This is a genomic window from Aquiflexum sp. (assembly GCF_977115555.1).
Genome location: NZ_CDSBKL010000035.1, coordinates 1 through 19,414 on the forward strand (window position 1 = coordinate 1; position 19,414 = coordinate 19,414).

Sequence of the window (19,414 nt, forward strand, 5' to 3'; positions counted from 1 at the left end):
TGGTACATAATTTTTTTCGGACACAGGATTTTTTGTTAATATTCATGTCAGATAAGTTTCCTATGAAAAAATACCTCCTCCCTATTTTGATTCTTTTGGCCTGTGAAGGCAAAGAAATAACCCCTCCAGCTCCTGTAGAACCTGTTCCATCTGAAAAACAATTGGCCTGGCATGAGCTGGAGTATTATGCCTTTGTCCATTTCAACATGAACACTTTTTCGGACATGGAATGGGGAATGGGAGATGAGCAACCTTCAGCATTTAACCCTACCGCTTTGGATACAAGACAGTGGGCAAAAGTAGTCAAGGACGCCGGCATGAAAGGAATCATCATTACCGCCAAGCACCATGATGGTTTTTGTCTTTGGCCTTCAGCATACACTGAGCATTCTGTCAAAAACTCTCCTTGGAGAGATGGCAAGGGTGACCTGATCCGTGAACTGTCGGATGCCTGTAAGGAATACGGGCTGAAATTCGGGATTTATTATTCCCCTTGGGACCGCAACCATGCCGACTATGGCAAACCGGAATACATCACCTACATGCGAAATCAGTTGACCGAATTGCTGAGCAATTATGGAGATATTTTTGAAGTTTGGTTTGATGGGGCCAATGGTGGAGATGGGTATTATGGCGGTGCCAATGAAGTCCGGACAGTGGATAAGTTGACTTACTATGATTGGGAAAACACCTATAACCTTGTCCGCGAATTACAGCCCGGAGCCGTGATGTTCAGCGATGGTGGACCCGACGTACGTTGGGTTGGCAATGAACATGGGTTTGCATACGAGACCACTTGGGGCAACTTGATGCGGGATTCTGTTTACGCCGGGATGCCTGACTATCCGGAGAGATTTGCTTCAGGCCAAGAAAATGGAACGCATTGGGTTCCGGCGGAGTCGGATGTTTCCATCAGACCCGGATGGTATTACCATGAATACGAAGACCACAAAGTCAAGACGCTGCCTCAGTTGCTGGAGATTTATTACAAAAGCATCGGCCAAAATAGTTCTTTGCTGATCAACTTCCCTGTCGACAGGCGTGGTTTGATCCATGAAAAAGACGTGGAGCAAATCATGAAACTGGCGGACAAGATCAAGGAAGACTTTGCTGTAGACTTGGCCAAAACTGACGAGGTTTCGGCTAGCAACGAAAGGGGAAAAGGATTTGAGATAGAAAATGTGATCGATGAGGACAAGGAAAGTTATTGGGCCACAGAAGATGGGGTGATTGAAAGCAGTATTGTTTTGACTTTGGCAGAACCTACTTTGATCAACAGATTTGTGGTTCAGGAATATATTCCACTAGGCCAACGCATCAAGTCTTTTACATTAGAAGTGGAAACTGAAAACGGTTGGGAGGAAATCTATCATGGAACCACAGTGGGAATCAAAAGGATTTTGAGGTTTGATGATATTCTGGCAATGCAAGTTCGGTTTACCATCACCGATGCAAAAGCCAGTCCTACGATTTCCAATATTGGAATATTTTACGCACCAAAACTCGTCACTGAACCGGATTTCAAAAGGTCAACGTCCGGAGAAGTTACACTTTCAGTTCCTGAAAAAGGAGTGGAAATATTTTATACTTTGGATGGTTCAGAACCCAATGAAAACAGCTCCAAGTATGAGAATCCCATGCTTGTTTCTGAACCGACTACAGTCAAAGCGATCGCCTTTGATGGCCAAAGTGGGAAGAAAAGCGAAACAGTGGTTCATAACTTTGACATTCCCAAAGCCAAATGGAAAGTTATGAATTCTGACCCGAACGCAGTAAAAGCCATTGATGAAGACCCACAGACTTTTTGGAAAAGTGACAAAAATGAGGTGGTCATTGACTTGGGGGAATCTATCACTATCAATGGATTTACCTATTGGCCTCCACAGAATAGGTTTATGAGCGGGGTCATTTCGAAGTATGTTTTTGAGGGAAGTGCGGATGGGAAAACCTGGAAGACTTTGACTTCCGGGGAGTTTTCAAACATCAAGAACAATCCCATCGAGCAAACTGTAAGATTCGCTTCTTCCGAAGTGAAGTTTATCAAACTCAAATCCCTTACAACGACAGATAACCAACCTGCAGCTTTTGCTGAGGTAGGAGTATTGACGAAGTGAGGGTTTAATTTTTTAACCACAGATTTTCACAGATGAACACAGATAGAAAGATCAACCTCCTTATCTAATTTCCTTTCTTTTAGAGGTTTGTGATAGAAACGGTTTTGCAAAGAAGGATGATGAATTATTCCATGCATCTGTTTAAATCTGTGTCCATCTGCGGTAAAATTTTTGTTTCACCACTGATTATCGCAGTTGAACACAGATAGAAAGATCGACCTCATTATCAATTTCCTTTATTTTAGAGATGTGTAATAGAAACGATTTTGGAAAGAAGGATGATGAATTATTCCAAGCATCCGTGTAAATCTGTGGCTGAATTTTTTTTCCTAAACCACATTAGTCGACTAATTCAATAATCAAATTGAATTTGTTTGATATTTTTAATCTCACAAAAATTTGGGTAAAATGGACGATATTAATTTAATCACTAAGGAAATAATCGGAAAATCCTTCAAAGTTTCAAACACTTTGGGAAATGGTTTTTTGGAAAAAGTTTATCAAAATGCCTTATTCTATGAATTAACAAAAAGTGGGTTGAATGTCAAGCAGCAATATCCCTTGGAGGTCTTTTATGAGGATAAGGTAGTGGGAGAATATTTTGCAGATTTATTAGTGGAAAATAAAATCATTTTGGAATTAAAAGCTATCAAAGCATTGGACGACATTCACCTTGCCCAAATATTAAATTATCTGAAAGCCTGCGACATGAATTTTGGCTTATTGATAAATTTTGGTACACCAAGAGTTGAAATAAAAAGAGTGGTAAATAATTTTTAGACTCGTTTTTCCAGGTTAAAAAGTAGAGAACCTCCACAATTTTAAAATAAGATTTTATTTATCCATTTTGCCCACATTCTCTTTATATAAATACACTATGAAATTCCCCTAAATCGTTTTACCTTTTTCACATGAATTATTTTAAAACCCTAATGACCTTACCATGAAAAGAAGAGACGCCCTGCGGAGCCTTGCTATGATTACAGGTGGACTGGTGTTGGTTCCTTCCTGTGATTTCTCCAAGGAAGACATCCTCGCTGCCTACCAAAATCTCCAAGTCACGCCTTCGCTCCAACAGCTTTTGAAAGAAATTGCAGGAACCATTATCCCTGCAGGAACGATCAAAAGTGCTGCAGACATAGAAGTGCAAGACTTTATCCTCGTCATGGTCAATGATTGCATTGATGCAGAAGGGCAAAAATCCTTTATGCAGGGTCTGCAGGGATTTGATGACTTCAGCAAAAAAAGTGGAGGGAGTATTTTTTCAAAGTTGGATCAGGCGGGAAAAGAATCCGTGGTCAAAGCTGCTTTGGAATTAGAAATTGCTGAAAACACCCAACCTGAAGATCCTCAGAAAACCACAAAAGAATTTATCGGTATGGCCAAGCGCTTCACTATACAGGGATTTATGATGTCCGAATACATCCAAACCCAAGTGAAACCCTATTCCCTGATTCCCGGGGATTATCAGGGAGCAGTATTAATCTCAGACCTCAAACCCGAAAGAATCAATGGCTAATCTCAATATAGATGCAGTAAAAGAAAGAACCTTTCAGGCTATCGTCATCGGTTCTGGATTGAGTGGAAGCTGGGCAGCAAAGGAACTGACTGAACATGGCGTAAAAACACTCGTCATCGAAAGAGGCCGGGATGTCAAACACCTCAAGGATTATCCTACTACAAATATGCTCCCCTATGAGTTTGAACATAGGGGTCAGATCACTCAGGAAATTCAGAAAGAAAATCCAATAGTCAGCCGATGCTATGCCTTCAGAGAGGATGCCGCTCATTTCTTTGTCAAAGACAACGAACATCCTTATGTTCAGGAAAAGCCTTTTGACTGGATCAGAGGCTATCAGGTAGGAGGAAAATCCCTGCTTTGGGCAAGACAGGTGCAGCGTTGGTCCGACTTTGATTTTGAAGGTCCGGCAAGAGACGGTTTCGCAGTGGATTGGCCGATCAGGTACAAAGATTTAGCGCCTTGGTATAGCCATGTGGAGAAATTTGCAGGGGTATCAGGCAACAAAGACGGTTTGGCCAGTTTACCTGATGGTGAATTTTTGCCGGGTTTTCCTCTAAATGTTGTAGAGCAGTATTTTCAAGGCAAACTCAAGGAGCATTATGGAGATGAGCGCCACATGATTTTGGCGCGCTGTGCACATATCACCGGCAACTTCGATTATTACGCACAACAAGGAAGAGCCAAATGCCAAAGCAGAAATCTTTGTCAAAGAGGCTGTCCATTTGGTGGATATTTCTCAGCCAATTCTTCTACCATTCCCTGGGCAAAAAAGACTGGAAACATGACCTTGCGGACAGATGCTGTTGTCCATTCTATTATTTATGATGAAGAGAAAGGGAAGGCAACTGGAGTCAGGGTAATCGATGCCCATACCAAAGAAATGGAAGAATATTATGCTGAGGTCATTTTTGTAAATGCAGCAGCATTAAACACCAACCTCATCCTGTTGAATTCCACCTCCAACCGTTTTCCAAACGGATTAGGCAATGACAGTGGTTTCTTGGGTAAATATGTGGCTTTCCATAATTACAGGGCAGGTATCAATGCAGATTATGAAGGCCACCAAGAATACACCACCCAAGGTGGCCGACCTACTTCTGGCTATTTCCCAAGATTCAGAAATCTCAAAAAACAGGAAACAGATTTTCTCCGTGGCTATGCAGCCGGATTCGGAGCCAATAGGGGAAGTTATGCTGACCAAAGCGGGATCGGCATGGAATTGAAAGAGAATATCCTGAATCCGGATAAATATGGTCCTTGGAGGGTAAATTCCCATATGATGGGGGAGACAATTCCTAAAGAAAGCAATTATGTCGCTTTGGATCCCAATGCAAAGGATCCTTTTGGCATGCCTCAGTTGAAAATCAATGTGGATTATGATGACAACGATGAGAAAATGATCAAGGATTATCTGGAGCAGATGACAGAGATGTTTGAAAAAGCAGGCTTCACCAATATCAAAACCCGTGATGACAAGAGAGCGCCGGGTCTCGATATCCACGAAATGGGCGGCGTGCGCATGGGAAAAGATCCGAAGACCTCCTTACTCAATGGCAACCATCAGCTTCATGCAGTTCCAAACGTCTACGTGACTGACGGCGCATCCATGACATCTACGTCTACCCAAAATCCATCATTGACATATATGGCTTTTGCAGCAAGGGCTGCGCATCATGCGATGAAGAACTTCGGTTGACCCCATTTTATAAATAGCAAAAATCCCGGGCAGGAATATCTGACCGGGATTTTTTTATAGGATTAAATTAGAATTTCAATTCTAAGCCATTACCTCAATTTTCTTCGATACTTCTACTTTTTCCGAAACCCTTCCTGCAGCTTTCAGAAAATCATAGTGGGATTTCAAGGCAGAACCGAAAGTGGCATTTTCATTATACGGCAAGCCAAATTCCTCTGCGGTTTCTTTGACGATTTCTGAAATTTCCACATAATGGATGTGACAGATTTTTGGGAAAAGGTGGTGTTCCACCTGTAGATTCAATCCACCACAGAGAAAATTTACTACAGGATTCTTTCTTGCAAAATTTGCCGTTGTGCGCATTTGATGGGCAGCCCAAGTTTCTTCGATGTTTTCATCACCTTGTGGATTCGGCATTTCAGTATCTTCAACCAAGTGTGCCAATTGGAATACCAATCCCAATACCAATCCCTCAGCGAAATTCATCACTAAAAAACCGATAGTAAACTGCCACCAAGTGATGTCCATTACCACTAAAGGAATAATGATAAACAACGCGTAGTAGACAAATTTGTAAAAAAAGAGATTGAAGTATTCAATTTTTGGATGCTTGTTGACATGAGAACCAATGGTTTTCTGGAAAAATTTCACGTAATCCTTTCTGAAAAACCATGACAAAGAGGCCAAAGAATAAAGAAAGAAAGCATAAATGTGTTGGTACCTGTGAATGGCTTTGATTGGCTCTTCAGGTGAAACCCTGACCAAACCGGGAGCGACGTCCAAGTCTCCATCATGACCGATGATATTGGTATAAGTATGGTGGACTTTGTTGTGCGTGATATTCCATACATACACGTTTGCTCCAATGATATTGAAAAGGAAACCAAGGGATTTATTGACAAATGCATTTTTGGAATAGGAGCCGTGTAGGGCATCATGGCAGACATTGAACCCGATAAATGCCATGTTCATTCCCAAAGCTATTGCCAAAAAGAGAGATACAATGGTAGGAAAAACTTCAAATAAGATCAGGAAATAAAGCCCGACAAAGGAAGTAAGGTAGACCACCGTCTTGAGAACCATGGCTGTATTGGCGTACTTTGATATATTGTTGGCTTTGAAATAGTCATCTACTCTTTTTTTGACGGTGACAAAGAACAAAGAGTTTCCTGAGTCAAGAAACTTTAAGGATGTATTCATAAATTGTGATTAGGTAATCTTCCGTTTTTTAATGATATAAGTAAAATTAGGGCTGTGGATTGGGTGATTAAAATAAAATTCACTGATAAATAGGATTTTAAATCTTTCACAAGTTGGCCAAATTTGCTCGTATTTCCGAATAGTTAACAGTTTGTTTTATAATATTAAGGATAATTAACTTAAGAAATCAATAGTTCAGATCAATTATTGCTTTCAAATCTGCGGGTGAGTAATTGATGGATTTCAATGTTTTTCGGTCTTCTTTGCGAAATACAAGGTAAAGTTCTCCTTCTTTTTCGTAATGACAATCGACCCCCTGATTTTGGTAATGGCTTACTGTTTGTTCTGCTTCAGCTATTGTTTTACAGGCTTTGCTCATATTGGAGCGCTGTACTTCATCAAACAAAGCCTTGAATTTGTCAGCTAATCCAAATTCCAAAATGGCTCCTGAAAGTACGTATTGGATATCACAAAGTGCATCAGCAATTTCTACGATATCATTGTTTTTGATCCCTTCTTCCAGTTCTTTCAATTCCTCAGCAATCAGGGATACTCTAAGTTGACAACGCTTGGCCTCGGGTATCTGTGGCTCGGATAAAATCGGGTGTTTGAATGTCTGATGGAAAGCGGCGACCGATGTGAGGCTTTTGGGATCTTGCATTGTAATATTATTTGAATGAATTGAATGCTGCAAAATAAAAAAACGGAGCCGCAAAACCCCGTTTCTTTGATAAGTTTTGTCTTAATATTTTAAGCTCCCTTGACAAGGGTATTGTACCTGTCTCCGACTGTTTTCCAGTCAATTACATTCCAGAATGCTGATAGGTAGTCAGGTCTTCTGTTCTGGTAATTGAGGTAATAGGCATGTTCCCACACATCCACCCCGATCAAAGGAATTCCCTGAAATTCCGAAATGTCCATCAAAGGATTGTCTTGGTTTGGTGTACTTCCTATCTGGAGTAAGTTGTTTTTGTCAAGCACCAGCCATGCCCAACCAGAACCGAACCTGCCTTTACCTGCATCTTCGAATTTGGTTTTGAAATCTGCAAAGCTTCCAAATGCGCCGTTGATAGCTTCAGATAAATCTCCTGTTGGTTCTCCACCACCTGTCGGTGACATGATTTTCCAATAGAGTTCATGGTTATAATGTCCCCCTCCGTTGTTTCTCATTTTTGTCGAATATTTTGAAATATTCATCATGACCTCTTCTAGAGGCTTGCTGACATCCACACTTTCTTCCGATGCTGCCTCACCAAGGTTTTTGGCATAAGCTGCAGCATGCTTGGTGTAATGAATCTCCATGGTCATGGCATCAATATGTGGCTCAAGCGCTGCATAATCATAACCAAGTGGTGTCTGCGCAAAACCTGTACTGAGTAAGATTTTAGCCTCTTCAGTTTCCTCTCCTTCTCCACCGCAAGCGGTCAAAAATGCTGAGCCAATCAAGGAACTCCCAATACCCAAGGCAAAAGTCGCCTTGGAACTATGACTGATAAAAGTTCTTCTTGAAACTTTGTAACTCGTGTTTTTCATATAGGAATATTTTTTCTTTTAATGAATTTTCAAAATTGATTAGACGTCCAAGTTAACCAATTCAACCAGATAATGAAACCTAAAAGCAGACAATAAGTCTGATTTTGTGACAAGATGTTTATGTTTGTAAAACCAAAATATCTTGGTTTGGTTTTTGAAAACAACCAATTCCTTTCAATCAAGGGCAATGGATATGGAAATTTCATTTTATAAATACCAGGGAACCGGCAACGATTTTGTGATAATAGATGACAGGGCTGACGTTTTTCCGGATAAGGACCTTTCACTGATCCAAAAACTCTGCGACCGAAAATTCGGAGTTGGCGCTGATGGATTGATCTTGATAAGGGATGCCGAAGACCATGATTTCGAAATGGTCTACTTCAATGCAGACGGCTCTCAAAGCATGTGCGGAAACGGGGCGAGGTGTGCGGTTGCTTTCTCAAGGTTTTTGGGAATCATTGACCAAAAAACCAGTTTTCTCGCCATAGACGGTGTACATCAGGCGATAGTTGTCGGCGATTGGATAGAATTGGAAATGCGTCCTGTCCCAGGCCTTGAAAATTCAGGAAGGGATTATTTTGTCAATACAGGATCTCCTCACCATGTGAGATTTGTAGAAAATGTTGATGCTTATCCCGTATTCGAAGAGGGAAAAGAAATCCGGTTCAGCCAAGAGTACGCCCCAAAAGGAACCAATGTCAATTTTGTCACCCCTTTGGGACAAGATGAAATCCAGGTGAGGACTTATGAAAGGGGAGTTGAAAATGAAACCCTTTCCTGTGGGACGGGAGTTACAGCCTGTGCCTTGGTCTATGGCCATCAGCATAAGTTGCAAGAAGTAAAGATCAATACCCCCGGAGGAAAGCTGAAAGTTAAGTTCACCGAAAGTAGCGAAGGCGGATTTCGGGATATTTGGCTTGTAGGACCGGCAGTGCAGGTGTTTGAAGGAAGGATTGAAATTTAGATTAATCTTTGAATTTGGTGTTTGGAAACTTTATTGATCTTCCAAACTCAGCACTCATATCTTACTGTTGATTATATTAATTAAGAAAAACGAAGTAATTTTACCCCCTATTAGATACAAAATACAATATGTTAGATTTTATAGCCAAAGGACTGGCAAAGGTTTTCGGGACGAAGTCAGATAGAGATGTAAAGGAATTGAGTCCCAAAGTTCCCTTGATCAATGATGCCTTTAAGAAATTGCAAAGCCTCAGTGATGAAGGATTACGGGCTAAAACTGAAGAAATCAAAGCCATTATCAATGCGGATTTAAAGCCTTTTGATGATAAAATAGCCGCTTTCAGGGAAAAAATCCAAGCCTTGGCACCGGACAAGGTCCATGAAAAAGATGCCTTATTTACTGAAATCGAAAAAACCGAGAAATCCAGAGACGAGGCTTTGGAAGTAGTACTTGAAAAAGTATTGGTAGATGCTTTTGCAGTAGTTAAAGAAACTGCGAGAAGATTTAAAGAAAACGGCAAGTTGGTAGTTAAGGCTACTTTGAGAGACCAAGAACTTGCTGCCAAAAAGGCAAATATTGAAATCCAGGGTGAAGATGCCGTTTGGCATAATAAGTGGATGGCTGCCGGGACTGAAGTGGTATGGGATATGGTCCACTACGACGTTCAGCTGATAGGCGGTATGGTCCTTCATAAAGGGAAAATCGCAGAAATGGCAACAGGTGAAGGAAAAACCTTGGTGTCTACACTTCCTGCTTACCTCAATGCCCTTTCCGGAAGGGGCGTGCATATCGTCACGGTCAACGATTATCTGGCTAAAAGAGACTCCGAATGGAATGCGCCGCTTTTTGAATTCCACGGCCTTTCTGTCGACTGTATAGATAAATATCAACCCAACTCAGAAGCTAGGAAAAAAGCCTACGCCAGTGACATCGTTTATGGGACAAATAACGAATTCGGCTTTGATTACCTAAGAGACAATATGGCGAGAGAAGCCGGTGACTTGGTTCAGGGCAAGCATCATTATGCCATGATTGATGAAGTTGACTCTGTTTTGATTGATGATGCGAGGACGCCATTGATTATTTCAGGTCCTGTTCCCCGTGGCGATGAACATGAGTTTATGGAAATGAAGCCAAGGGTCTCTACCCTTGTGGATGAGCAGAGAAAGCTTGTGCAGGGATACCTCAACCAAGCAAAAAAATTGATTCAAGAAGGCAATGAAAAAGACGCGGGTCTGCCACTTTTCAGGGCTTACAGGGGCATGCCAAAGTACAAGCCTTTGATCAAATTTCTATCAGAGCCAGGAATCAGGGTAATTCTCCAAAAAACAGAAAACTATTACCTCCAAGACAATAAAAGGATGATGCCGGAGGCGGATCAGCCTCTTTTGTTTACTATTGAAGAGAAGACCAATGGCATAGAACTTACGGACAACGGCATCGAGGTCATTACCCAAAAGAATGAAAATCCGACATTCTTTATCCTTCCTGATATCGGTATGGAAATCGCCGAAATGGAGAAAAATCCAGACATCGACGACAAAGAAAAGCTCATCAGGAAAGAAGAGCTGATCAAGGACTATGGAGTGAAAGCGCAAAGGATCCATACTGTCAACCAATTACTCAAGGCATATTGTATGTTTGAGAAAGATACCGAATATATTTTGGTAGACGGAAAGGTAAAGATCGTGGACGAACAGACAGGCCGTGTCATGGAAGGAAGAAGATACTCTGACGGTCTCCATCAGGCGATAGAAGCCAAAGAGAATGTGAAAGTAGAAGATGCCACGCAGACCTATGCGACGATCACACTTCAAAATTACTTCAGGATGTACCATAAGCTTGCTGGTATGACCGGAACAGCGGAAACGGAAGCTGGGGAATTCTGGACAATTTACAAATTGGATGTAGTGGTTATTCCTACCAACAGATCCATCATCAGGGAAGATAAAGAAGATAAAGTATACAAAACCGTCAGAGAGAAATTCAATGCTGTAGCGGATGAAATCGTCGAATTGACCACAGCCGGAAGACCTGTCTTGGTGGGTACTACGTCTGTTGAAATTTCGGAAATATTGAGTAGGATGCTTACCATCCGAAAAATCCAGCATCAAGTATTGAATGCCAAGCAACATGCCCGTGAGGCTGACATCGTGGCGGAAGCAGGAAAACCAGGAACGGTGACCATTGCTACCAACATGGCAGGACGAGGAACAGATATCAAGCTGACTCCTGAATCAAGAAAAGCAGGGGGTCTTGCCATCGTAGGTACTGAAAGACATGAGTCAAGACGTGTTGACCGTCAGCTTCGAGGACGTTCCGGTCGTCAGGGGGATGTGGGCTCTTCGCAGTTCTTTGTCTCCTTGGAAGATAACCTGATGCGTATGTTCGGTTCGGACAGGATCGCAAAACTCATGGACCGCATGGGCTTGGAGGAAGGTGAAGTCATCCAGCACTCGATGATTACCAAATCCATCGAAAGAGCCCAAAGAAAAGTGGAGGAAAATAACTTTGGCGTAAGAAAAAGACTTTTGGAATATGACGATGTCATGAATTCCCAAAGAGAGGTGGTTTACAAAAGAAGGAGAAATGCACTCAAAGGAGAACGTCTGGAATTGGATATCCTCAATATCATGTATGATGTCTGCTTTGATCTCATTCAGATGGGTAAATCCACCGAAGATGCCGATAACCTGAGGATGAACATCTTCAGTTCTTTGGGAATTGACCATCCATTCAGTGCCGAAGACCTGAAATCCAAAGAAACAGGAGTCCTGACCCAGCAGCTATTTGATGCTGCTTACCAGCATTATGTAGGCAAGAACGAAACCATTGTCAACAAAGCCCTCCCTGTCTTGAAAGATGTCCATACCAATAGGGGTGCTACTGTCAAAGAAATCATGGTGCCGATTTCTGATGGTTTTAAGCAGATTGGGGTGATTGTCAACCTCGATTCAGTAGTGAAGAATGAGGGAAGAGATTTGATCAGAAATATTGAGAAAAATGTCACTTTGGCCATCATTGACCAAAACTGGAAAGAACATCTTCGTGACATGGATGACTTGAAGCAATCGGTACAGAATGCAGTTTATGAACAAAAGGATCCCTTGTTGATTTATAAGTTTGAAGCTTTTGAGATGTTCAAGCGCTTTGTGGGTAAACTAAATGAGGATACCATTTCATTTATTGCCAAGGCAGATCTGCCAGCCCAAGACCCAAGTCAGGTCAAGGCAGCCCAAGCGCCGAGAAGAGATGATAGCCACGTGAAAGCTTCCAAAGAGGAAGTGGGTAGCAGCTTAAATCCGGGTGGAGGCAGACAATCAGCCGCAGCTGTTGCCAATAGAACAGCACCACCTCAGGTCGTCGCCCCGAGGAAATCCGACAAGGTATATGGACGAAATGACAAAGTATCAGTACAATATCCCGACGGTAAAGTGGTGAAGGACGTCAAGTTTAAAAGTGTGGAGCAAGACGTCGCAGCAGGAAAATGTGTGGTCATAGAACATTAACAAAAGCATCATGAAAAGGTCACTCCTGATTTTGATATTTCCGGTATTTTTGATGAATTCTTGTGCGCTCATCAAGAAAAACCCTACACCTTCAAGTGAATTTGAAAGTTATCAGGAAGATTTGAGTAGTTCGAGGATTTCTTTTCCCAGCTTGGAGGAACAAGTAGCCAAAGTAGAAACTGCGCCCATTGGAAATGAAAAGGTATTGGCAGCGGATGAGGATCTTGAAATCGCACTGAATAATATCAAGGAAGCCAATAAAGCTGAAATGTATTGGAGTGGTTACACAGTATTGGTCTATAGTGGTGTGGATAGGGATCTTGCCTTCAAAACGAGGAATGACCTTTTCACTTATTTTCCTGATTTCGAAACTGACATGCAATACCAACAACCCAGATACCTTGTCAAGGTGGGTAAGTTTGTCAACCGAATCGAGGCGCTTACTTATTACCATCAATTGAAAGAAAATTTTCCTTCCTCCCGAATCATTCAAGACAGATTTTTGAGAGAAGGATACGTCATTCCTGAACCGGATACAGATGGTCAATAACAAAATTAAGGAGTTAGCATCTGCTTATAAATCAGAGTTTATCGCCAACAGAAGGCATTTACATGCCAATCCCGAGCTTTCATTTCAAGAATACAAAACCGCTACATTTGTAGAACAGCAACTGAAAAGTTTCGGGATCAGCAACATTGAGAAAAAAGCGGGCACAGGGCTTTTGGCCATCATTGAAGGAAAAAATCCTGGAAAAAAAGTCATTGCCCTACGAGGGGATATGGATGCATTGCCGATTGTGGAATTGAATGATGTGTCCTACAAATCTACCAATCCAGGTGTGATGCATGCCTGTGGACATGATGTCCATACAGCTTCACTTTTGGGCGCAGCCAAAATCCTGAATGAAATCAAGGAGGAGTTTGAAGGAACGGTCAAACTTATTTTTCAGCCCGGAGAAGAACTCATCCCGGGAGGCGCTTCCCTGATGATCAAAGACAAAGCATTGGAAAACCCCAGGCCTTCAGGAATTATCGGGCAACACGTCATGCCCTTGATTCCGGTGGGAAAAGTGGGTTTTCGTAAAGGAATGTACATGGCAAGCGCAGATGAATTATACATCACGGTCAAAGGAAAAGGGGGTCATGGAGCGATGCCTGAATCTTTGGTCGATCCGGTATTGATTGCTTCGCATATGATTGTGGCTTTGCAGCAAGTGGTCAGCAGAAATGCCTCACCAAAAATCCCTTCTGTTCTTTCCTTTGGCAGGGTTGAAGCACTTGGCGCTACCAATATCATTCCCAACGAGGTGAAAATCCAAGGGACATTCCGCACGCTGAATGAAGAATGGCGCTCCAAAGCCCATGGACATATGGTCAGTATTGCCAAAGGTATTGTAGAAGGCATGGGCGGAGAATTGGATTTTGAAATACGAAGGGGTTATCCTTTTCTCAAAAATGCTGAGGAACTGACGGAAAGAGCACAGCAGGCTTCCATTCAATACCTTGGTCAGGAGAACGTTGTAGACCTTGATATCTGGATGGCCGCGGAAGATTTCTCCTATTATACACAGGAGATTGATGGCTGCTTTTATAGATTGGGCACAAGAAATGAAGCCAAGGGAATAGTCTCAGGAGTCCACACCCCTACCTTCGACATTGATGAAGATGCTATGGAAATCGGCGCGGGCCTGATGGCTTGGATTGCCATCCATGAGTTGGAATCTTAATTATTTTATAGAAATAAAGTTAAAATAGGCTTCGCGAAATAATTAGAAATAATATATCCATTTACGATTTTAATTAAACAAGCCGAAAAATTTCAACCACATTTCCATTCTATATTCACTTTAGTTCTCAAATATTTCAACCTTTCATCTATTGTATCTCAACCTTATTTCAAAATAGAAATGAAAAGCACCAAATCCCTGTTATTGACGCTATTGGTTTTCTTGAGTTTGACTTCCCAATCATTTGCTTGGGGACCAATCGGACATTATGTAATCGGAAAGCTTGCTGAATGGCAGATGAAACCAAAGACTGTGAAAAAAGTTGAAGAGATTCTTCAGCAGCAATCCATCTCCGGAGTCGGTGTCTGGATGGATAATATCCGTTCGGACAAAAAATATGATTATACCAATACCTGGCATTGGGTGACCACTGCCGATGGGGAATACGATCCTGCCATCCAAGAAAAAAATGGTGATGCGTATGAGGCTTTTTTAAGAATCAAAGAAAATCTGAAAAAAGGAGGCCTTTCTCCGGAAGAAGAAAGGGATCAATTGCGCATGCTGATCCACATCACCGGAGATTTGCATCAGCCCTTTCATGTGGGTAAACCTGGAGACCGTGGAGGAAATGATGTAAAGGTTAGCTTTTTCAACAAAGAAACCAATATCCATGCGATCTGGGATTCCGACTTGATCGAAGGAAAAAAGATGAGCTATACAGAAATAGCCACTGAATTACAGAAAAGAATCAATCCTGTTTTGATCCAAAAATACACCAACACTACTCCGGCTGATTGGTTGAGAGAAGCGGCAGCAATGAGGCCCGACATGTATGACATCCCTGAAAACGGACGAATAGGATACGAATACATCTACAAGCATTACCACCATGTTGAGGAAAGGCTGACTGCAGCCGGGATTCGCCTTGCGCAGGCATTGGAAGAGATTTACGGGTAAAAAATTTATTCTATAAATTCAGTTTCTAAACCGACCCTTTTCAGTGTCGGTTTTTTTATTAGTATTTAACCCAAAAATGTATTTTGGAAAATACAATTTCTATATTTCTTGATCAATATGATTGGAAAAAATGAGATTTATTGAATAGTAGGTCCAAAAAATAGTACAATTTCGCCTTCTTCCTATTGATTATTTCATTATTGTTATAGAATTTGCAGGAATATTTGGGAAAAGGTCATTTTCCCTTCAATTGATTTTGTAAATAAAATAATCACCTTTGCGCCCTTACTCCGCTTTTGTCAAATGAAGAATCACTTTAAACAAGTTTTTGTTTTCTTGTTTTTATGTTTTTTAGTGATGGGTTTTTCCGATTGTTACAGTCAGAGAAAACCTAAAAGCATGGCCAAAATCAAAGGCAGTCCACCTGAAGACTTTGCTGTCTTTTATGAGCGATTCCATAGCGACTCGGCATTTCAGATGTCAAGGATCAGGTTTCCGCTTCAAGGATTGATTGACGATGGGTATGAGGAAATTGCTTGGACACCGGAAAATTGGGAACTGATGCGAACCAGGATCTATCAGGTGGATACCACCAAGTTCAAAACAAAAGTGAAGAAGAAAAAAAAGTACTTTGAGCAGAAACTATGGATCGAAGGAACCAGCTTTTCTTCCAAACGCAGGTTTGAACTCCTGGGCAACAGGTGGTTTTTAGTGTATGCTTACGAGGGGAGTCTTTGAAAAAATGATTTCCGTGATATTACCAAAAGATAGCATCACGGAATTTTGATGCTGTTATTTTTTTTTGGCCTTAAATGTTCCATTAGGCTGCACAAACAAAACCTCAGTCAGATTTCCTGACTCATCTTCGACAAATTCCACTTTGTATCCTTCCACAATCTTCAGGGCGAACTTGTGTTTTTCGAGAGGAAGTAACTCATATTCTGGTTGGCCGGGAACAAAGAGGTAAAGGGTGTTTTCTCCTTTGATATAAAATTTGGCAGTCATTCCTGCCAACTCATACTCACCCACATATTTTTCAAGTTCGGCTTTTTCCATGATGACTCCTTTGGGAGTTCTTTTGAATTCTATATGGTCTACGGCAGGTTCTAATTTGGACACAAAAGAGGTGATATCCCCACTGTCACCAGTTCTGAAATTGAACTGGATTCCTATTGAGCCTACAGTATCTACTTTACCATCGGTTACTGGATAGGGATTAAAAATGTCATAATGGTAATGTTTCAGCCACATGTTATTTTTCCCTGCCTTGGCAAAAAGAGAATCGTTTTTGACAAAGACTTCCAAAGAACCATAGCCCGGATTACTGTAATCTCCTGCAAATTCCACCAAAAGACGGGAAGGTTTAGTTCCGGTTTTTTGAGAAGAGGTTTTGGATGCAGAAGCTTCTTTTTCGGCAGCTTTGGCTTTGTCCGCCCGTTCCTTGTAGGTTTTGTTCCAATCGGTTCTTGTTTCTTTCAGCACCCTGTCACTGATGATATTGCGCACCAGACCCGGAATCACTGAACCGTTTTGGTTGGCAAGGACTACGATGCCGATACTGTCTGTTGGGAAGAAACTGACATTGGCAGAAAATCCATCTATGTTGCCTCCATGCTCTACCCTATAATGTCCCTTATAAGAAGATGTGAACCAGCCATAGCCATAGTTGGACATATGCAGGTCTGGAAATTCCTTTTCAGGAACACCTCCGCTGATGACCATTTGAGAGCTCATGGCCTCTTTTATATAGGACTCCGGAAGAATTTGTTTGTCTTTGAATTTGCCACCGCCTATCCAAGTCATGATCCAGTTTGACATTTCAGTCACGTTGCTGTTGATGCTTCCTGCCGGACCCATGGCGGCGATGTCATAGTAATCCATCTTTTTGATGACAGAATCGTCTTTGACCATATAGCCAAAGGATGCATCAGCTCCATTTTTTAGGCCGTCGATCACCGTACTTGAAGTTTTCATTTCCAAGAGTTGAAAAAAATGTTGGTCGATATTTTCCTCCCAACTTCTTCCTGTTATCCTTTCGGCAATGACACCTTGGGTAAGAAACATAAAATTATTGTAATACCACTTTTCACGCACCTTGGCAAAGGGTTCCTGATAGGCAATACGCTGTATGAGGCTGTCCCGAGAATTGGACGAAAACAGGTACCAGCTGATGTCGTGTCTGGGCAAGCCGGTTCGGTGTGTCATGATATCCCGAATAGTGATGAGCTCGTTCATTTCGGCATTTTTGAACCGTAACTCCGGAATGTGCTTGATGGGACTGTCTTCAAAAGTGAGTTTGCCATCTTCCTTCAAAATGCCTAGAAGTCCTGAGGTGAATGCCTTGCTGCTTGACCCGATCGCAAAATTAGTATTGGTGGTAACCGGGAGCTTATTTTCATAATCGCGATAACCAAAGCCTTTGGCATAGATGATTTTGTCTTTTTCTACCACAGCTACTGCAAATCCGGCTGCATGCCAATCCTTGAGTAAAGCATTGAGTTCAGAATCAAGACCTGAAAACCTGTCTGAGGAAGATTTCTTTTGGCCAAATGCAACCGTGGCGTAAAAAGTAAGGAGGAGAAAAAGAAATATGTTTTTCATAATGTGCTGTGGTTAAGAGGGATTAATTTAAAGAATTTGTCTGAGAAAAAGTACATCACTCATTTTAACTTAGTCTATTTAGACTTTGTGTTTAGGATAAAATAAAATTTATAGCAATTCCACTCCTTCCTCCTTAATTTGGCATTTGAACCAAGACCTTCAATTTGTCCTCCTTTTTTGATACCAAAATAGATTACCTCCGTGGAGTAGGTCCCCAAAAAGCAGTTCTTTTCAATAAAGAACTGTCCATTTTTACCTATGGGGAATTGATCCAACATTACCCCTTTCGCTATGAGGACAGGACGCAGTTTTTTAAGATCAAAGACATCAACGAGGACTTGGAGCATGTGCAGGTAGTCGCCAAAATCCGGTCAATTGAGACGATCGGGGAAGGAAACAGAAAAAGACTTGTGGCCTACATCTTTGATGAGACAGGGGAAATGGAACTTACTTGGTTTAAAGGAATCCAATGGGTCATCAAGAAACTCATCATCGGTGTTCCTTTTGTCTTCTTTGGTAAGCCAAACAAATACGGAAGGAAATTCAGCATCGCCCATCCCGAGATGGAACCGGTGACTGCCGTGCAGGAGGAAAAGAGTTTCTTCCAACCTGTCTATCCTACTACGGAAAAACTCAGGGCCAAATTTTTGGATTCCAAAGGGATTTCCAAAATCATGGAAGGCTTGGTTCAGGTGGCTTATCCACAGATTCAGGAAACCTTACCAGAGGAAGTCCTGCAGCGCTTCAATCTGATTTCAAAAAAAGAAGCAGTCAAGCAAATCCATTTTCCCGATAATCCCGAAATCCTCAAAAAGGCCAGGTTCAGGCTGAAATTCGAGGAGTTTTTCTTTGTCCAGCTCAGACTGCTGAAGTTAAAGTTGACAAGAACCGAAAAGTCAAAAGGTCAGGTTCTGAACCAGACTGACCTTTTGACTAAATTCTACAAAGAACACCTTCCGTTTCAACTGACAGAAGCACAAAAAAGAGTTGTCAGGGAAGCCTTTGCTGATATGAAATCCGGAAAGCAGATGAACAGGCTGATCCAGGGAGATGTAGGCAGCGGCAAAACAATGGTGGCATTTATTTGTATTCTCATTGCCATCAGCTCTGGGGCGCAGGCTTGCCTGATGGCGCCGACAGAAATTTTGGCCAATCAACACCATGAAGGCTTAAAAGAATATGCAGACCTGATGGGTTTGAAAATCGCTTTGCTGACAGGTTCGACTAAAAAATCTGCCCGTAAAGTCATCCATGAAACCTTACTTACGGGTGAGTTGAAAATCCTTATCGGTACGCACGCACTCTTGGAAGATATTGTCCAATTCCAAAATCTTGGCTTGGCGATTGTTGACGAGCAGCACCGTTTTGGTGTTGCCCAGCGCGCAAAGCTATGGGCAAAAAACGAGCAATTTATCCCACATGTTTTGGTGATGACAGCGACACCGATTCCCCGGACTTTGGCGATGACGCTGTATGGGGATCTGGATATTTCAGTGATTGATGAAATGCCTGCCGGAAGAAAACCGATTCAGACTGTGCATCGCTATGACAAGGACAGATTGAAGGTTTTTGGATTTATGCGGAAGCA

Annotated in this window: 15 protein-coding genes; 11 read left to right on the forward strand and 4 right to left on the reverse strand. The window is 41.9% G+C overall.

All coding sequences use genetic code 11. The annotated features are described in order from the left end of the window. Window positions 1-62: 62 nt before the first annotated feature. The 4 genes from ACZFYI_RS03915 (at window position 63) to ACZFYI_RS03930 (ending at window position 5,332) form a co-directional block, all read left to right on the forward strand. A complete protein-coding gene (locus ACZFYI_RS03915) occupies window positions 63-2,114 on the forward strand; it encodes an alpha-L-fucosidase (RefSeq protein ID WP_462522808.1) in 2,052 nt (683 codons plus the stop codon). Window positions 2,115-2,522: 408 nt separating this feature from the next. Further along, window positions 2,523-2,894, forward strand: a complete 372-nt coding sequence (locus tag ACZFYI_RS03920) for a GxxExxY protein (RefSeq protein WP_462522809.1) — start codon at window positions 2,523-2,525, stop codon at window positions 2,892-2,894. Between the two features lie 163 nt (window positions 2,895-3,057). Further along, window positions 3,058-3,633: a gluconate 2-dehydrogenase subunit 3 family protein gene (locus ACZFYI_RS03925; RefSeq protein ID WP_462522810.1), complete on the forward strand. Its 576-nt coding sequence runs from the start codon at window positions 3,058-3,060 to the stop codon at window positions 3,631-3,633. Further along, window positions 3,626-5,332, forward strand: a complete 1,707-nt coding sequence (locus tag ACZFYI_RS03930; RefSeq protein ID WP_462522811.1) for a GMC oxidoreductase — start codon at window positions 3,626-3,628, stop codon at window positions 5,330-5,332. The genes ACZFYI_RS03925 and ACZFYI_RS03930 overlap by 8 nt, the downstream gene beginning before the upstream one ends. Window positions 5,333-5,413: 81 nt before the next feature. Here the strand turns inward: ACZFYI_RS03930 and ACZFYI_RS03935 are convergent, their stop codons facing one another. The 3 genes from ACZFYI_RS03935 to ACZFYI_RS03945 form a co-directional block, all read right to left on the reverse strand. After that, the gene (locus ACZFYI_RS03935) at window positions 5,414-6,532 is read right to left on the reverse strand and encodes a fatty acid desaturase family protein (protein ID WP_462522812.1); all 1,119 of its coding nucleotides are present in this window, start codon (window positions 6,530-6,532) and stop codon (window positions 5,414-5,416) included. A 187-nt stretch (window positions 6,533-6,719) separates the two neighbouring features. After that, on the reverse strand, window positions 6,720-7,193 hold the full coding sequence (locus ACZFYI_RS03940) for a pyrophosphohydrolase domain-containing protein (RefSeq protein ID WP_462522813.1): 474 nt from the start codon (window positions 7,191-7,193) through the stop codon (window positions 6,720-6,722). An 89-nt stretch (window positions 7,194-7,282) separates the two neighbouring features. Continuing rightward, entirely contained in the window at window positions 7,283-8,065 is a 783-nt protein-coding gene (locus ACZFYI_RS03945; protein ID WP_462522814.1) for a superoxide dismutase, read from the reverse strand. Between the two features lie 193 nt (window positions 8,066-8,258). Between ACZFYI_RS03945 and dapF the strand changes: the two genes are divergently transcribed. The 6 genes from dapF to ACZFYI_RS03975 all read left to right on the forward strand — a co-directional run bounded on the left by dapF (window position 8,259) and on the right by ACZFYI_RS03975 (window position 15,963). Further along, window positions 8,259-9,032 (forward strand): diaminopimelate epimerase, encoded by a 774-nt coding sequence (dapF, locus tag ACZFYI_RS03950; protein ID WP_462522815.1) that lies wholly within the window; start codon window positions 8,259-8,261, stop codon window positions 9,030-9,032. Between the two features lie 128 nt (window positions 9,033-9,160). Beyond that, entirely contained in the window at window positions 9,161-12,541 is a 3,381-nt protein-coding gene (gene secA / locus ACZFYI_RS03955) for a preprotein translocase subunit SecA (RefSeq protein ID WP_462522816.1), read from the forward strand. A gap of 10 nt (window positions 12,542-12,551) precedes the next feature. Continuing rightward, a complete protein-coding gene (locus ACZFYI_RS03960; RefSeq protein ID WP_462522817.1) occupies window positions 12,552-13,091 on the forward strand; it encodes a hypothetical protein in 540 nt (179 codons plus the stop codon). Beyond that, complete coding sequence (locus tag ACZFYI_RS03965) at window positions 13,081-14,268, forward strand: M20 metallopeptidase family protein (protein WP_462522818.1); 1,188 nt, start codon at window positions 13,081-13,083, stop codon at window positions 14,266-14,268. Before ACZFYI_RS03960 ends, ACZFYI_RS03965 begins: the two co-directional genes overlap by 11 nt. 180 nt (window positions 14,269-14,448) lie before the next feature. Further along, the gene (locus ACZFYI_RS03970) at window positions 14,449-15,225 is read left to right on the forward strand and encodes a S1/P1 nuclease (protein ID WP_462522819.1); all 777 of its coding nucleotides are present in this window, start codon (window positions 14,449-14,451) and stop codon (window positions 15,223-15,225) included. Between the two features lie 399 nt (window positions 15,226-15,624). Then, window positions 15,625-15,963, forward strand: coding sequence for a hypothetical protein (locus ACZFYI_RS03975; RefSeq protein ID WP_462522820.1), 339 nt, complete (start codon window positions 15,625-15,627; stop codon window positions 15,961-15,963). Window positions 15,964-16,017: 54 nt separating this feature from the next. Here the strand turns inward: ACZFYI_RS03975 and ACZFYI_RS03980 are convergent, their stop codons facing one another. Then, window positions 16,018-17,826 (reverse strand): serine hydrolase, encoded by a 1,809-nt coding sequence (locus ACZFYI_RS03980; RefSeq protein ID WP_462522821.1) that lies wholly within the window; start codon window positions 17,824-17,826, stop codon window positions 16,018-16,020. Window positions 17,827-17,990: 164 nt separating this feature from the next. Between ACZFYI_RS03980 and ACZFYI_RS03985 the strand changes: the two genes are divergently transcribed. Further along, window positions 17,991-19,414: ATP-dependent DNA helicase RecG (locus ACZFYI_RS03985; protein ID WP_462522822.1), on the forward strand; the 1,424-nt coding region annotated here is incomplete at its 3' end.

What these genes read in the sequence shown, in the direction of transcription:
- ACZFYI_RS03915 (WP_462522808.1), top strand. Translation starts at nt 63, where the DNA reads ATGAAAAAATACCTCCTCCCTATTTTGATTCTTTTGGCCTGTGAAGGC.
- ACZFYI_RS03920 (WP_462522809.1), top strand. Translation starts at nt 2,523, where the DNA reads ATGGACGATATTAATTTAATCACTAAGGAAATAATCGGAAAATCCTTC.
- ACZFYI_RS03925 (WP_462522810.1), top strand. Translation starts at nt 3,058, where the DNA reads ATGAAAAGAAGAGACGCCCTGCGGAGCCTTGCTATGATTACAGGTGGA.
- ACZFYI_RS03930 (WP_462522811.1), top strand. Translation starts at nt 3,626, where the DNA reads ATGGCTAATCTCAATATAGATGCAGTAAAAGAAAGAACCTTTCAGGCT.
- ACZFYI_RS03935 (WP_462522812.1), bottom strand. Translation starts at nt 6,532, where the DNA reads ATGAATACATCCTTAAAGTTTCTTGACTCAGGAAACTCTTTGTTCTTT.
- ACZFYI_RS03940 (WP_462522813.1), bottom strand. Translation starts at nt 7,193, where the DNA reads ATGCAAGATCCCAAAAGCCTCACATCGGTCGCCGCTTTCCATCAGACA.
- ACZFYI_RS03945 (WP_462522814.1), bottom strand. Translation starts at nt 8,065, where the DNA reads ATGAAAAACACGAGTTACAAAGTTTCAAGAAGAACTTTTATCAGTCAT.
- dapF (WP_462522815.1), top strand. Translation starts at nt 8,259, where the DNA reads ATGGAAATTTCATTTTATAAATACCAGGGAACCGGCAACGATTTTGTG.
- secA (WP_462522816.1), top strand. Translation starts at nt 9,161, where the DNA reads ATGTTAGATTTTATAGCCAAAGGACTGGCAAAGGTTTTCGGGACGAAG.
- ACZFYI_RS03960 (WP_462522817.1), top strand. Translation starts at nt 12,552, where the DNA reads ATGAAAAGGTCACTCCTGATTTTGATATTTCCGGTATTTTTGATGAAT.
- ACZFYI_RS03965 (WP_462522818.1), top strand. Translation starts at nt 13,081, where the DNA reads ATGGTCAATAACAAAATTAAGGAGTTAGCATCTGCTTATAAATCAGAG.
- ACZFYI_RS03970 (WP_462522819.1), top strand. Translation starts at nt 14,449, where the DNA reads ATGAAAAGCACCAAATCCCTGTTATTGACGCTATTGGTTTTCTTGAGT.
- ACZFYI_RS03975 (WP_462522820.1), top strand. Translation starts at nt 15,625, where the DNA reads ATGGCCAAAATCAAAGGCAGTCCACCTGAAGACTTTGCTGTCTTTTAT.
- ACZFYI_RS03980 (WP_462522821.1), bottom strand. Translation starts at nt 17,826, where the DNA reads ATGAAAAACATATTTCTTTTTCTCCTCCTTACTTTTTACGCCACGGTT.